The organism is Mucilaginibacter sp. GW821-FHT07G05 (assembly GCF_059418565.1).
In genome coordinates, this window is record NZ_JBWKQC010000001.1 from 822992 (window position 1) to 839400 (window position 16409).

The 16409-nt window shown below is 42.4% G+C and carries 10 protein-coding genes and 1 tRNA gene; 2 read left to right on the plus strand and 9 right to left on the minus strand.

The window, feature by feature from the left end; translation table 11 throughout:
* The first annotated feature begins 1 nt into the window (after position 1).
* Positions 2-982, plus strand: a complete 981-nt coding sequence (locus AC07NA_RS03440) for a YihY/virulence factor BrkB family protein (RefSeq protein WP_494895679.1) — start codon at positions 2-4, stop codon at positions 980-982.
* Positions 983-1078: 96 nt separating this feature from the next.
* Positions 1079-1166, plus strand: a tRNA-Ser gene (locus tag AC07NA_RS03445).
* A 242-nt stretch (positions 1167-1408) separates the two neighbouring features.
* Here the strand turns inward: AC07NA_RS03445 and AC07NA_RS03450 are convergent.
* The 9 genes from AC07NA_RS03450 to AC07NA_RS03490 form a co-directional block, all read right to left on the minus strand.
* Positions 1409-3475, minus strand: a complete 2067-nt coding sequence (locus tag AC07NA_RS03450) for a glycoside hydrolase family protein (protein ID WP_494895680.1) — start codon at positions 3473-3475, stop codon at positions 1409-1411.
* A gap of 109 nt (positions 3476-3584) precedes the next feature.
* Positions 3585-4556 carry an ROK family protein gene (locus AC07NA_RS03455; protein WP_494895682.1) on the minus strand — a complete coding sequence of 324 codons (972 nt, stop codon included), beginning with the start codon at positions 4554-4556 and terminating at the stop codon, positions 3585-3587.
* A gap of 5 nt (positions 4557-4561) precedes the next feature.
* Positions 4562-6043 (minus strand): family 43 glycosylhydrolase, encoded by a 1482-nt coding sequence (locus AC07NA_RS03460; protein ID WP_494895684.1) that lies wholly within the window; start codon positions 6041-6043, stop codon positions 4562-4564.
* Between the two features lie 22 nt (positions 6044-6065).
* Positions 6066-7439 carry a sugar porter family MFS transporter gene (locus tag AC07NA_RS03465; RefSeq protein WP_494895685.1) on the minus strand — a complete coding sequence of 458 codons (1374 nt, stop codon included), beginning with the start codon at positions 7437-7439 and terminating at the stop codon, positions 6066-6068.
* Positions 7440-7686: 247 nt separating this feature from the next.
* A complete protein-coding gene (locus AC07NA_RS03470; RefSeq protein ID WP_494895686.1) occupies positions 7687-9399 on the minus strand; it encodes a RagB/SusD family nutrient uptake outer membrane protein in 1713 nt (570 codons plus the stop codon).
* A 22-nt stretch (positions 9400-9421) separates the two neighbouring features.
* Positions 9422-12508 (minus strand): SusC/RagA family TonB-linked outer membrane protein, encoded by a 3087-nt coding sequence (locus tag AC07NA_RS03475; RefSeq protein ID WP_494895688.1) that lies wholly within the window; start codon positions 12506-12508, stop codon positions 9422-9424.
* Between the two features lie 238 nt (positions 12509-12746).
* On the minus strand, positions 12747-13763 hold the full coding sequence (locus AC07NA_RS03480; protein ID WP_494895690.1) for a LacI family DNA-binding transcriptional regulator: 1017 nt from the start codon (positions 13761-13763) through the stop codon (positions 12747-12749).
* 171 nt (positions 13764-13934) lie between these two features.
* On the minus strand, positions 13935-14708 hold the full coding sequence (locus tag AC07NA_RS03485) for a hypothetical protein (protein WP_494895692.1): 774 nt from the start codon (positions 14706-14708) through the stop codon (positions 13935-13937).
* Positions 14709-14782: 74 nt separating this feature from the next.
* Positions 14783-16297: a cryptochrome/photolyase family protein gene (locus AC07NA_RS03490; RefSeq protein WP_494895694.1), complete on the minus strand. Its 1515-nt coding sequence runs from the start codon at positions 16295-16297 to the stop codon at positions 14783-14785.
* Between the last annotated feature and the right edge of the window lie 112 nt (positions 16298-16409).

Genomic DNA, 16409 nt, shown 5'->3' on the forward strand with positions numbered 1-16409 from the left:
AATGAAATGGCTGCACCGCTTCTTATCAAAATTTAAATTCTACCAGTATTTTATCGACTGGACGAAGACCGTGATCATTCCGGGCTTTCGTCCGCTGCCGCTGTACACTGTGGTGGTGTTTTTTATATTGGAGTTGCAGGAACGTTCGTTAGGCAACCGCGCATCGTCATTAGCTTATAGTTTTATGCTGGCCGTATTTCCGGCTATCATCTTCCTGTTTACGCTTATAGCCTATATACCGGTAGAGGGTTTTCAGAAGCAATTCCTGTCATTGGTGATGTTGATATTGCCTCACGATGCCTACATGGCCTTTCGGCATACCATAGATGATATAGTAAAGAACCAAAACGGCAAATTACTATCATTAGGTTTTATATCTGCACTTTATTTTGCCACCAACGGTATTAGTAACCTGATGCGGGCTTTCAACAAATCGTCGCTTATATTAGAAACCCGTACCTGGCTTAAACGTCGCTGGATAGCCCTCCTATTAACCGTAGTTATCAGTTTTGCCATGCTGCTTGCCATTGTGATTATGATGGCTGGGCAAACCGTCATCAGTTTTTTACAAGACCATATTTACAGCAAGAGCCATTTTTGGGTATACGTTATCGCGCTATCCAGGTGGATCATCGTGGTGGTTATCTTCTTTGTTGCGCTATCCATACTATACCGCTACGGGCCTGCCCATAAGCAAAAGTGGAAATTCATCAACCCGGGCTCGGTACTGGCTACCTTTTTGGCGGTGCTTACCTCTATCGGGTTTACGTATTACATTAACAATTTTTCATCGTACAACAAAGTTTACGGCTCGATAGGCACCCTTATTGTGGTGATGTTATGGATGTATATTAACTCGCTTGTTATACTCATCGGTTTTGAATTAAACGCCAGTGTTGACCTTTCCAAGCGGAATATTAAGATAGAAAAACCACGCTTCAACAGCTTCCGTAATCAAACCGCAGGCAAAAGCATAAATTAAATATCTGTTAATCAGAATTTTAAATACGAAAACAATTATTTAAAAAAAGTTAACATCAAATTTGCCAATTCGCCCCGGATTTGTACTTTTGTCCCCGGAGAGTTGGCAGAGTGGTCGATTGCGGCAGTCTTGAAAACTGTTGACTGTAACAGGTCCTGGGGTTCGAATCCCTAACTCTCCGCCAAGTATTTCATTAAATAAAAAAACGTCTTAAATATTCAATTTAAGGCGTTTTTTTATTTTTAGGCACTTTCTATATCACTTTGTTACGATGCCCTGTAGATGATCTTTCCCTTGGTAATTTACCAGGTCACCGGAATGCTTTTAAGTTATTGATTTGTTGGGTATTTAAACATCCTGATAAAAGGAGGATAACTTGCTATTGTGATTGTTCCTTGAAAATAAGGAATGTTGCAATGTGTAAGGTTACAGTTTAAGTGCTGCTATTTTAACATTTTTAATATCTGCCCCATTAATTCTCAATAATAACTTTCTAACTTTCAAATTCGGCCGAAAACTGATCATTGTGCGTTTACCGGCAATTTCTGTATCCACGAGTGAGCCTCCGAACTTATCTCCATATTTAACCAGTACTCGAACAGTAAATAATTTATCGGTACTGAGCAAGTTTTCAATGCCATAGTTACGCGCAGCCTGTGGTGCGCCTCCTTCGCGCAGTGTTTTTTCGGTAGCAGAAAAATCCGCCGATCGTCCCGGCCCATATTGCGCTTTTTTTTCACCCGGTTTAATTTGCAATTCACATGCATGTTCTTCGCCGTCTGCGCCCAAAAAAACTATGCTTGTTTTTCCGGTCAGATCAGTCCCCGGCTCCACGTCAAATGTAAGCAGGAAAGATGATGCCCCCGTTTCAATGGTTGATGGCTTTTGAATAGTTCGAGCTATTAATCTTTCTTTTTTAATAGCCGGAATTATCTCTTCCATCCATTTCGTTCCTATCCGCCCGTTGGGTGATTGGATCATTTCGTGGATGGCCAGTGAACCGCCCCAGCCCGCCATCGGAATCCACCCGGCCAGTAAGAAACGGCCGCCTTTTATTTCGGTTACAGCGGGCACATCCATTCCGTTATAAAAATCCGCGCCTGCTTTAACGCCATCCACAAATTTATCTTCCGGCGCGTTTGCCGGTTTGGTCCAAAATCCGGTGAAACCGCCAATAACATAGTCATAATTACCCCAGCGGAAGAAGAAGGTGCAATCGCCTCCAGGAGGAAAGCCGGGGTTAACAGATCGCCATCCGCCAGTAATTGATTTAGATTCCCAGGTGCCTTTAGCTCCGTAATTGGCTAACATGCGTAAGCGCCCCTCAGGATCGGTGTACACACTTGGGTTTTCGCAGGGATGAAATAAAATTTTTGTTTTTTTGAATTGGTCAATACCATTTTCACTAACGGAATAGGTAGATCCTGCCGGATAACCAAAAAGCGTATCATAGCGGAATGATCTGGTGAAACCGTGTTTATCATAGTAATCCCATAATAGTGGTAAAGTGGTTTTTTCTTTGGGATAAATACGCGTGGTATGCAAGCCATAACTAATACAAAGCTTATTATCAAAGATAAAAGGAGTTCCGGTTCCGAAAGTTTCCCATTGTGCCTCTATAGGCGTAGCGGCGTCATGTTCGGTCCATGTTTTAAAATCTGTAGTGGAGATATGCTCGAAATAATGCGCACCCTTTCCAAATTTACTGGCATGCCCCCTGCGATCAAACAAATAAAAAATATGATAGCGACCCTGGTGATAAAAAGTAGCTACATCACCTACCCAGGCGTTGTGTCCTTGCGGTGTCCAATACTGAATCTCGGGTGAAAAGCGAGGTTTTTTTAAGGCGACTACCTGCGGTTCAATGCCCGGAAAAAATATTTTTGCCTCAGTAACAAGCGCAGGATCTATTTTCCAGGTATTGTGTTTGTTCCATTTTGGATATCCTAAAGCAAAATCATTATCAAGAAGTTCGCCATCTACATACAAAGTCCATCTGACTCCCGAAAAATGAAGCACCACATCATGTTCGCCTTCCGGCTTTTCTAAAATCCCTAAAGGGATCCCGATGGGCATATCCCGGCCTGTAGGTTCGGCAGGCGGATATAACCGTAAAGAAGCTTCCAATACCGGAACCGAGCCATCAGGCATAGGATAGGCGGGATAGTTTTGATATTTCCTGTCTTTTGGATCTGCCTGAAAAACATTTAATTTCAATACTCCCGGTATATCAAGCAGCACCTTTGCGGAATCTTTGGCTTTCAGTTTCAGCTGCATTTTAATGGTAAAACTGGTGCTATCATAAGGTACCGTAAAGGCATCATTCGTTTTCTGAGCATAAAGGTTACTCACAGCTGCCCCCTCGGAAAAATGCCATGGAGAAGATTTTAGCTGTAATTGTACAACCTGCCTCTTCCCGGAACATCCCTGCAAGAACGTGCCCATCAGCATAGCTGCGAATATCAGGTGTACTATATGAAATTGTTTTTTCATTGAATTAAGTTTTCATAGTAATGATTTCTTTCACTACTATTTATGATAATAATGTATTACTAAAAATGACCTGCAACCGGGCCATCCCAAACTTTACAAATGCATATAATTACCTATCTGCACTTAACAATGCAAGGGATAGTGCAGCCATGTCGCCAATATTTTCAGACAGGCCGGCCGGTACTATCCTGCATGCAGCCAAGGTTTCCTTGTAAACTTCGGCACGTATCACGTCCATCATTACGGGGTCTAACAGCTGCTGCGCACGGCCATAAATACTTCCTAAAACTATTAATTCAGGATTGAGGATATCCATTAAAAGGGACAGGCCCCTACCTAAATACTTTGCACAATCATGATATATAGTTATAGCTAATTCATCACCGGCCAGGGCTGCTTCTGCAACTATTTTGGCAGTCAGACCGGGCAGTTCATCAATACTTGAGCAAAACGACACCTTTTCCCCTACCTGTAATTTTTCCCTCACCCGCGTTTGTGCAAGCTGGGCTATGCCCCCGCCACTGCAATAGCCCTCAAACGAACCGGCTTTGCCAAAGCCGACCGGTCCGGTTTCTGACAAACGAAGATGGCCAACTTCACCGGCAAGGTCTGATATTCCCGAATAGAGGCGTCCATCCAATATCAGGCCTGCCCCCATTCCGGTACCAAAGGTGAGGAATATCATGTTGTTAACCCCTTTTCCTGCACCATACTTCCACTCGGCTACGGCACACGCGTTGGCATCATTTTGTAAAAAGGCCTTACGTTTAAATCTCTTTTCGGCCATATCAACTATAGGAATATTATCCCAGCCTAAGAGATTAGGCGGCGACAGAATGGCCCCTCTTTTGCTGCTCAATGGTCCTCCGCAGCTTATACCTATGCCTGCAAGATGTGCTGTAGTAATATTATGCTTATCAAGTAAATCTTCCGCTGTTATAAATAACTGCTCAATCATCTCATAAACAGGTAGGTTGGTAGCCAGAACACGTTTCTCAATAATATCAATTTGCTGTTCATTATTTACCTTGCCAATAATTACCGCGCATTTTGTGCCGCCTATATCAAATCCTAATAGCATATTTTTTATTTATTCTCCGTTAGCGGACTTATGGTTATCGACTTAAATTTAATATTACCGTGTTTGGCATAAAACCACATGGTACTTCCCTTTTGTTCAACTGTGCGGTTAACAACACAGCGCCTGTTATCAATATTCATATCAATAATATCATCATTCAATATCAGGTCTATTTTGATGTTTCCGGCCAGCCCATCTACTGCCTTTATATCGGTATTACCCAAATTCACTATTTTGTTATTTGCAGAGAATGTTACTTTGTAGCCCTTATCACCTTTATCGTCAGATCGTAAAATAAAACCGTAATCTTCAAATGCGCCGGTAGGCTCAATCTCCATAGTTATGCGGCATTTTGCCGGAACATTGTCAACATGAGCGGCACCAACGCCGTTAGGTGCATTTATAATGAGATTGTTGCTACCGTTAAGCGTGGCGTACAGATCGGGGTTTATCTTCAAATCCAGCGGCTGGCCGGTAGCGGGTATCATTTCTTCCGGAAATTTAGTATCCAGCGTGCCGTCAGGCAATTGGATCACTTCCCGAAAAACAGAGTTACCGCCAAAAGCTTCCCAGTTACTGTCCTTATTATCTCTGCGCGATGGTATCCAGGCAGCGGCAATGCGCCTGCCATTTTTAAATGACGCAGTTTTTACCACATTCGCCCACGACTCGTTGAGCGCCTGGTATCGCGGCTCTTCCCAATTGCCATACGGGCTTTTGGATTTAACGTAATAAGTATCGCTTACATCGCTAAAAAACAGGTAATACCAATCGTTCCACTTAAAATAATCAGGACATTCCGGCACTGAAGGCTGCCCCGTTAAAATAGGATCAAGTACTTTCCAATCTTTTAAATCCTTTGAAACAAGGTGTACGAGCGCGCCGCCGGCGTGCTGTAAAACAGGGTTTTGCTGCCAGCTGGAAACAAAGAGGTGAAACTCGCCGGTACTTTCATCTACAAATACCTTCGGGTCCCTGAAATCGCGCTTGCTATATCCCGGTGCCGAAGTGTAGAACGGATTGGGTTTTTGTTTTTTAAAATTGATGCCGTCATTACTTATCGCATAGCTTAACTGTTCGTTTACGTTGCCATTCTGATCGAGCAGCCGGGTAGCGTAAAAGGCATAGAATTTCTTTTTATAATACACCACAGACCCGGTACAAATAGACTTTTCCCAATCTTCATCAATACCCAGCACAACAGGGTGTTGCTTCCAGTTTTTCAGATCGGTAGTGGTGCTTAATGCCCATTGGTGGCCGCCAAGGCCATTTAAGCTGGCATGATGTGCAGAATCTAACAGCCAGTAATAGTAGTAGGTACCGTTATGTTCAAATGGCATACAATCACCCACAAACAAATCGCCTTTGGGGCGGAAGTACTGCATGTTTTTTGTAGTTTGAACATTTGGATCATACTTAACGCCCAACTGGGCATAGCCCACCGACCAACAAATGCATAATAAGTATAGTAATGATATTTTTTTCATTTAAGTTATTGTTTATCGTTAGTTAAAATTTACGTGCGCTATGTCCCTTTCGCCAAAAGCTTTCAATGTCTTCAAGCGATTTCCCCTTTGTTTCAGGTATGTAGTAATAGCCCCAAACCGCGCCAATAATACATATCAGGGCATAACACCAAAAGGTAAAATCAATGCCTAATGAATTTACCAGCTTTAAAAACGTGAATGCGATAACGGCATTAAAGCCCCAGTGAGCCAGCGAGCCTATACTCATCCCTACACCACGGATGTTAAGCGGAAAAACTTCGGAAATAAGCAACCAACCCAAAGGCGCCAGGCTTATGGCGATAAATATGATATAGCAAACGATACTTAATACAGCGAAAACAGGTAGACTCGCGCCAAGCATTTCCTTGTAGTGAAAGCAGGCACCTAATAGCAGCAAAGAGGGAATCATACCCCAGATACCAATAAAGTACAACTTACGGCGCCCCACCTTATCGAGCAGGAATACAGACAGCAGGCAGGTGAGAACATTTACTCCCCCTATAATTATAGCAGGAATAATGGATGCTGTATTGCTCACAATACCAGCTATTTTAAAAATGATAGGTGAATAATATATAATGGTATTAACGCCCGAAAACTGCTGAAAAAAGAATATACCTATAGTAATGATCAGCGGGGTACGAAGCCAGGGCTTAAAAACTTCCCGGGCCGAAACCTCCTGTGTTGATGACATGGCAACCTCTGCTTTAAGATCGGCAATTGTTTTATCCAGAATATCGCTGTCTTCTAATTTTCTAAGCACGGCTACACCTTCGTCCCATCGTTTTTTGCTGATGAGCCATCGTGGTGTTTCCGGTAAAAAGAACATACCTATCAATAATATTAATGCCGGTACAAAGCCAACTAAAAACATCCAACGCCACGATTGCAGATCATTGTCATTTGATAACCAATAATCAGTAACATAGGATAGCAATATGCCAATAGTGATCATGAGTTGGTTAAGGGTAACCAACGCCCCTCTTACCCTTGTGGGCGATATTTCGGAAATATACATGGGTACCACATAGGATGTTATCCCTATGGCAATACCGATGATAATGCGCATGATGATGAGCACCAATACAGTTGGCGCAAACGTGCAGCCTATGGCCCCAATTGCAAATATTACGGCATTAACAATGATCATGCGTTTGCGGCCCATAATATCTGACAGCTTTCCACTACCCAAGGCACCTATTACGGCTCCTATAAGAACAGTGGTGGTTATCCACTCTATATCCGAGTCGCTAAGCCGCCAGTATTGCTTTAAAAAAGGAAGCGCACCGGAAATTACCCCCGTATCGAAACCGAATAACAGGCCGCCTGTCGCCGCTATCATTGCAATTAGTAAAACATTTGGTTTTAGCTTCATATAAATTTGTTGAGTATGAATTTGTAATTAAAGGTTCACTCCGCGCCCGTTCAATCAGGAGCATAACACCCGTATTTAATGATTTATTGATAATGTACTGACAGCGTGGTTAATAATTATCCAATAATAAATACTTTAAACGATTAAATCAATTTTTAATATCTTATATTTTACATTATTTGAATTTATCCCGCCGGATTATTCACGCATAATCTGCGGCAGGATAAATTGCAAGTTGGCTGTGTGATTACCAGCCTACATTTTGTTTATACACCCCTCGGCTGTAATTAAGCTGTGCCAGCGGTATCGGCAAGTACTCGTCGCGGCTTTTAGTAAACCTGGCATCCTTTAAATAAGCCCGTTTCGCTTTTTCTTCGGAAAAGTATTTGTTAAGATAGGTATCGGCAATACCCCAGCGTACAAGGTCAAAAAAACGGTTACCTTCCATGGCAAACTCAAGGCGACGCTCCCAAACCAGGGCCTGCCATGCAAAATCGGCCGTCCAGTTGCAATTCACACCAGGTTTATATACATCCATCTTATAGTTGGAGTAAAAGGTGCCATTTGCATATTTAAGCTTGCCCGTGCTATTAATGGCACGCTGCCTTACCGCGTTAATCAGTGGTAATGCCTCGTTGAATTTGTTAAGCTTTATCAGTGCTTCCGCTTTCCATAATAGTACATCGGCGTATCTAATTACTTCAAAGTTTTTTGAGCTCGACATAAATGGCGGCACCTTTTGGAAAGATGGGTCATCGGGCGCGACGGTTTCCTTTAAAGTTGAAAAATAACCATATATCTGCGGGGCTCTCGCCCACGTTTTTTGATAGATAAAGCTGCTGTATTTGTAAGGATGGCCGGGTATGGCAACAGTATGATCCAGCCTCGGATCGAAGCTGTTATTCTTGAAATCATCACCTTCTGTTGCATCACTGTTATTAAAATTGGTGAACATAGGCAGGCCGGTATTGTCTGTTTTAAAAGCATTTACCAGGTTTTGACTGGGTAAATGAAATCCGCAACAACCAAATTCCGCATTCATGGGATAATTAAGCGCCACACCATAGTTCAACCGGCCTTTGGGTGTGCCATCGTCTTTAGAATATTGCACCGCGAATACCGATTCAACACCATTATCGCCCTGCTGTAAAAAGTTAGTTGCGAAATCAGGAGCCAGCTGGTATTTGCCCGATGCGGTAACCTGATCACACAGGTCAATTACTTCCTGTAGTTTTGCCGCGTCGGTTCCTGTTACGTTATTGTTTTCGTCTTGTATATAGGCCTGGTACAACCGTGTTTTAGCAAGATACGCCTGTGCTGCCGGTTTATTAACCCTACCCACCTCCGGTTGTACAGCAGGCAAGTTGGTAACCCCGAATTCAAAATCAGCTGCAATTTTATCCCAAAGATCATTGTTGGATATCGCGTGGTTTGATACCGTACCATATTCTTTCTCGTCAATGGTTTCATCAATAAATGGCATATACTTATACAATATCTTCAGCATAAAGTAGAAATGGCCGCGTATAAACCTTAGTTCGGCCTGTCTTATCTTTTTATTTGGATAGGCGGCATCGTCAAGCAGGTTAACACGGCGTAAGGCATCGTTAGCACGAGAAATGCCAATGTACAGGTAATACCACATCTGGTCGGTATTGCCCAGCTCGGGGCGATTACCTGAAAAGAGTTCGTAATTATGCCAGTCGGTATTATCGCCGGGGCTGTCGCCACCTTTATAGGCATCTCCGCTGCGCATACTGCCCCATGGCCACAGTGAAAATGAAGTATGGATATTGTCGTTACCCAAGCCCGAATAAGCGGCAATTACCATCTTTTCAACATTCTCAGGTGTGTTCAGCGCATCTCCTGAAATAACTCCCTGTGGAGTTTGATCGAGCGATTTTGAACACGACAGGCTTAACAATATTAAACCTGCCAGTATATATTTAAACTTTTTCATATCTAAGCTTTATTGATAAATATTAAAGGGTAAAATTTAAACCAAGGGTATATATGGCCGGAATTGGGAAGGTGCTGTTAGGCGCTTCGGGATCGGGGCCGGTATATTTGCTGCTTTTTATGGTAAGCAGGTTACTGCCCTGTACAAAAATCCTCGCCCTTTTGATACTTATTTTGTTAACGATACTGCTCAGGTCGTAACCTATTTGTATGTTTCTTAAGCGCAGATATGAACCCGGTTCCAGGTAATAGGTTGAAAAACGGCTCTCATCGTTCCGGTTAACCAGGGTAAGCGCCGGTATGGTTGAACCTGTATTTTGCGGTGTCCAGGCATCTTTGGTACGCGCGCCCCAATTGGTACCCGGCCATATCGATGAAAAATCAGTATAAATCTTTGAACCATTGTTAACTGTTACGCCCTGTACGCCCTGAAAAAACAGCGCTACATCCAGCTTCTTGTAGTTGGCTACGAAGTTAAAACCATAGGTAAAGTCAGGATCGCTGATGCCGATATAATCTCTGTCATTCCCATTAATGACGTTATCGCCATTTAAATCCTTATACCGTATACGACCAACGCCTTTGCCATTTTGGGCCGCGTGCGCATCCACTTCAGCCTGGTTTTGAAATAGCCCATCGGCCACATAACCGTAATAGCTACCCACCGACCGGCCAAGTATCACCTTATCGTTGCCGTTACCCGGGAAAGCGGTTAGTGAGTTGTCGGGTAATTTGGTGATTTTGTTACGATAGGTAGCGATGTTGGCGGATATATTGAAATTGACATCCCGGCCTATTTTACCCTCATAATTGATAATTCCCTCAAAACCCTTATTGCTCATGGATGCGCCGTTCACTGTCGGGTCGCCACCCTCCCCTATAACGGCCAGGCTTGGCGGTGTCAGCAATATATCCGATGTCTTTTTAATAAAGTATTCTACCGATCCCGAGATCTTCTCATTCATGAAACCAAAATCGATACCGATATTTTGCTGGATGGTTGTTTCCCACTTAAGTGTATTATTACCGCGTTGGGTTTTGGTAAACCCGGAAGGTAGCTGCCCGGAATTACCGCCGTTAATGTCATAGGCACTGCCGCGGTCACGGTCAAACGTAGGGTCGGTACCGTATATGGCCGAATAAAGATCGTAAATAGCGTTATTGGCTATGGATTGGTTACCATTGGTACCCCAGCTGTATCGCAGCTTAAGATTGGAGATTATCGGGAAATGTTGTTTAATAAAGCTTTCCTCACTAATGCGCCAGCCGGCCGATGCCGCCGGAAAATAACCATACCGGTTAGCAGAACCAAACCTTGATGAGCCATCGCGGCGTAAGGTACCTTCAATGAGGTAGCGCGATTTGAAAGCGTAATCAACTCTGCCAAAAAATGATAATAATGCATTTCCTCCTCCGCTGCCGCCGTTATCCTTTAAGGTTGAACCGGCATCAAGGTAGGCATAATCAATATTTTCAAGCGCGTAGCCTTGCCTCGAACCAAAAAAGTTTTGTGATATGAATTTGATCTGTTCACTACCTACCTGGGCCTGCAAGGCATGGCTGCCAAAGGTTTTGGTATAGTTCAGCGTGTTTTGCCAAACCCAATTACCGCTGTAATCCTGCGAAGTGGTTACCTTGTTTGAAGGATCGGTAAGAAAGCCCGACACATACGATTTCCTCAGATTGCGCGAGTAATTACCGCTATAGTCTATGCCTAAACTTGTTTTAAGGGTAAGGGCGTCTATTACCTTCAGGCTGGCGTAAACATTACCAAACAAACGGTAAAAACGGTTCTTGTTCTGTCGGTTATCTTCAATCAAGCGTACCGGGTTTTGCCTGTCGGTCATCCCGGCTGCCGGGCCGCCCCACCCTCCGTTAAGGGTATGAACCGGAATAATGGGTTGCGCAAGCAACGATAGGCCTACAATATCCTCTGCCGGCACAGCTGTACCTACGCTGTAGGTAGCAGAAAGATTCTCGCCAATAGTTAACCGGTTATTTAACATCCGGTAGTCGGTATTAACACGCGCGGTTATTCTTTTGAGCGATGAACCCTTAATAATACCGGTATTATCATAGTAGCTTAATGAAAATAATGAACTGCCTTTATCGGTACCATTTGAAATGGTAAGATCATTACTGGATATAACAGATGTTTGCGAGATCTCATCAAACCAGCGCGTATCAGCAGGTTTCATGGTTTTGGCCGCGTCAATAAATTCGGGTAGTATAACCTTATTGAGTACCGGGTTATTGAAATCATTATTCCAGTCAAACTGGTATATCTGGTTGGCATTGGGGTTATTTCCTACACCATCATTCACTGCTGCCTGCCAATAGGCACGGCCCCGTTCTTCGGTGTTTAGCACATCTATTTTTGAACGATATTGCTGTGTAGAAACCGATGAGTTAAAGTCTATTTTGGCAACACCTGTTTTACCCTTTTTAGTGGTTATTATAATTACCCCGTTTGCCGCGCGCGAACCATATATAGAAGCTGATGAGGCGTCTTTTAAAACCTGCATGCTTTCTATATCTGCCTGGTTAATTTCGTTAAGGCCCCGTTCGGTGGGTATGCCGTCAATAACATATAAGGGATTATTATTACCTAATGTGCCTATACCCCTTATGCGCACCGTTGCACCGCCACCCGGTGATCCGTCTGTAGTAACATATACGCCCGGGATACGCCCTTGTAGTGCCTTCATGGGATTACCCAACGGCACATCCTTTATCTCAGCTATCTTTACCACAGAAACCGCACCGGTGAGGTCAGCCTTCTTTTGTGTTTGATAACCGGTTACCACAACTTCATTTAAACTGCCTGATTCGTATTCCATTACGATAGTGAGCGGTTCAGCAGAAGCGCTTACCGATACAGTGACATTTTTCATGCCTATAAATGAAAGAGTAATAATATCGTTAACCCTGGCACTGATGCTGAACTTACCGTTTATATCAGTGGATACAGCCTGAGTGGCTGTTTTAACTGTAACGCCCGCTATAGGGCTTTGAAGGTCTTTTTCAATAACAACACCTGTTATTGTTTTTTGCTGAGCTAATGCCGCCAGGCAAAAAAGCAAAGAGAAAGTAGTTAAAATTAGTTTCATAATTATTGGTTTTAATGGTTGTTTAATAAAAAGTGATCAATAATGCCGCTATGGAGGAAGGCTGCTGAATATTATTCCTTCTTTTTTGGCGCATTCATCATCAATATATAATAGTCTGTAAATCATAATTTTATATTAATTTAAACGTTTAAAGTATTTGATTTCAATATTCCTACAAAAGCTAACAAGTCTTTAATTTTTTACTTTAAACGTTTAAATAAATTTAAAGAAAAAAAAACTAACTGCTTTTGCAAGAACCGCCAATAATTAGGTCGGCCTCCAGGTTAACATGTTTATTTATTTTATTTTGGTTTATAAGTTCAATAAGGGTTTTTACAGCCAGCTCCCCCATTTCCATCAGTGGTTGCCTCGAATGTGTTACCGTTGTATAAAACAATTCAAACGCGTCGGATTCATCAAAGCTAAGTACCGAAATATCGTCGGGTACTTTCAGGTTGTTGCTATTCAAACATTTCAACCCGGTTATCGCCAGTGTATCCGTGGCAAAAAAAACGGCATCGCAAGTTTTACTACCATTAACAATATTCAAAACTGCGTTTTGTACCTCTTCAAACCGGTTGTTACTGCTCACTTCCTGCAACCATTTTTCTTCATGTTTAATCCCCGCGTCTTTTAACGCATCAAAATAGCCCCTGTTTCGTTCCAGCAAGTGATGAAGCGTGGTTTTGTAATTAACAAAGGCAATGCGTTTATGGCCGGTAGATATCAGGTAGTTGGTCGCGTTGTAAGCGGCTTTATAATTATCGAGTGCTATATAATTAGTCTCAATATCCGGAAAGTTACGGTCAACTAATACAAAGGGCACTTCCGAACGCTGAAGCGCGCGTATCTCGTCCTCAGAGTTTTCCACCGGAACGATGATCAGCCCGTCTACCCGGCGGTTAACAAACACATTGATCAGTTCAGAGAACTTTTCCTGGCTTTCATTTGAACTTCCATATATCACCGTATAATTATTCCGTTTTGCTTCTTCTTCTATCGCCCGGGTAATTCCTGTAGTAAAACGGTAGTTAATATCAGCCACTACCAAACCAATGGTGTGTGTTTTTTTAATTTTTAAACTGCGGGCTATTTGGTTTGGCTGGTAATTTAGTTCATTGGCCGCAGCTGTAATGCGTATAGCGGTTTCTTTATTTACTTGTTTCTCCACGGTTTGGCCATTTAAAACATACGACACGAGGGCGACTGATACGCCAACGTGCTCGGCTATTTCTTTAAGGCCTACCTTTTTCATTTAATATCGCTTTTGAAATAATTGGTATGAGAAGCCAATTATAAAAAATTTAAACGATTAAAGCAAATTTTCTATTTTTATTTTGTGACCTGCAAAATTTGATTTTTAAGCTATTTACAATGAAGGAACAATGTGTAATTCGGTAGTTAACGCAAATTTTAAAGAAGTATGCTAATTTACACCACCCGCTTCTTTAGTTACTACAACGCTTGCTACTGTTTGCCAGTTTTGAATAACCTGATCGTAAAATGGCTCATCGGCAGAACCACCTTTCCAAATTCCGTAAATAACTTTGTTATCTGGTCTAACGCTACGCCTGGCATACAATTCCAACATTCTGGCTGTTATTCCTGTTAATGCATTATTGAGGTTAAAGTTAAAAGTGGCCTTATAATTATCTAACCGATTAATTACGATATCGGTAACTTCAAGATTCGCCTCGAACGGGAATGAACTCCCTACTATAACACTGTCAACGCCTCCAGAAGTATTTTTGAATGTCCCCCTAAAGTCAAATGCGAAATCAGATGTTGGCGACTTCCGGCAGTACATTTTTACATTTATATTTTTATAAGCTCCTGCAGGCAACTGAACTACGCCGGCTAATGCATCTGCACTAAAAATATTGAGCTTTTTTTCTACTGCAATAGTGGTATCAAGCTGGTTGCTGCCTTTAGCGGTAAAGGTGATTTTTTCGACCCATACGGTTGCCAAAGCCCAGTTAACCGCGACTGTTTTTGGCTCTGTAGATGAAGAGTCAGAGAGATCAAAGGTTTTTATGCCGGTGCCCAATGCTTTAGCAAAATAGGATATTTTACCATAACCTGATTTATTCTCTTCGGGCTGATTTGTATTTGGAGCCTGATCTTTTTTACATGATGCAATTGTGATTACAATAAGAAGTATGCTGAGCGCATATTTTAGCGACGAGGTTGAGGTTTGCATATGATGTTGGTTCAGATTTTAATTTACATCGAATATATATAAACTTAGTGAATTCAAATTGATTTAATAGTGCTTTAATCATGTTTGTCAGCCTCATCCAACCGATTTAAAAAACTTTCCGCAACGCGTAAATGGCTTTCCCTTTTTTCAGGATCCATTTTATCAAACGTGTTAATCAGTATTCCAAGGCGGGGGTTTTGCAAAAAGAAGTTCCGGTGCACGTGCATAAACCGCCAAAACAAACCATCCCATATTTGCTGCCAGTCGCCTTTTGGCCAGTCGCCCATTTTTAGTAAATAATTGCTGCCGCTGATGTAAGGCTTGGTCATCATCAAACCGCCGTCGGCAAATTGAGTCATGCCATAGGTATTAGGCACCATTACCCAGTCGTAAGCATCAACGTACATTTCCATAAACCAGCGATACACATTGTGCGGATCAAATTCGCACAGCAACATGAAGTTGCCCATAACCATTAACCTTTCAATGTGATGGCTGTAACCGGTAGCCAGTACTCTTTTTATAACCGTATCAACCGGTAAAATACCTGTTTCGCCTTTCCAAAAACTGTATGGAATTTTACGGGAGAAGCTCCAGTAATTTTTAGTACGCTGCTTAGCCCCTTCACGTTCGTACACAATATGGATAAATTCGCGCCAGCCCATCACCTGCCTGATGAAGCCTTCCACCGAATTCAAGGGCACTTCATTTTCTGCCGCATACGTAAGCGCAGCGTTAATAACCTGTTTGGGGTTAAGCAGGCCGATATTTAGCATAGGTGTGAGTACCGAATGATACAGAAAGCTTTCTGTCGATACCATCGCGTCTTCATATACGCCAAACTGATTAAACCGCTGTCGCAAAAAATCAGTCAACCATTGCCGGGCATCTGCAAAATTAATTGGGTAAAAGCCATTACCTTCTTTAAAGGGCGAAGCTGTAGTACCGTAATTATTGGCATAGTGTTCATCAACCCAATTTCGGGCATGTGTTAGATACTCATTTTCGGCAGGAATATCCAAAGCAGGTACAGGTGTATTTTGGGGCATTTTCTTACGGTTTTCAATATCGTATGTCCACTTGTTCCCTAAAGGTTTACCATCGGCATCCAGCAATATTTTGCGTTGCTTACGCTGCTGAATGTAAAAATCTGTTTGAAAGTATGATTGCTTTTCATCAAAAAAATCAGCCACGTCGCTTGCATTGTTGAGCCAGTTGGGGCTCCGGTATTCGGCCAATTGTATATCAAACCTGGCGCATGTTGCATCAAGCCGCTTTTCAAGCCAATCATCGGCCAAATGGGCATAATGTATTTGCCTGATACCTAAATCAGCCAAATGAGGTACCAGTTTCCTTATATCGCAAAACGGATCTGTCGCCTCAATATAATTAACCTCAAAATTTTCACTGCGAAGATGATCTGCATAGCACTGCATTGATGCCCGGTGCAATACAAGCTTTTGTTTATTAAATTTATATTGGTTAAAAAACAATTCTTCCTCTACCAGGTAAACCGGCCTTAACGGCTTTACTGCCGGATGTTCTTCAAATAACTGGTGCGGAAAAATGAGGGTAATGGCAGCGTGCATATTATTGCCAACAGGCAAGCGCAAAAGCTTGTTTGCGCAACGATAGAAAAAGATGCGTACAGTTACCGTTTATTATCAATCGCATATGTAGCCATTGGCACCACTAAAAAAT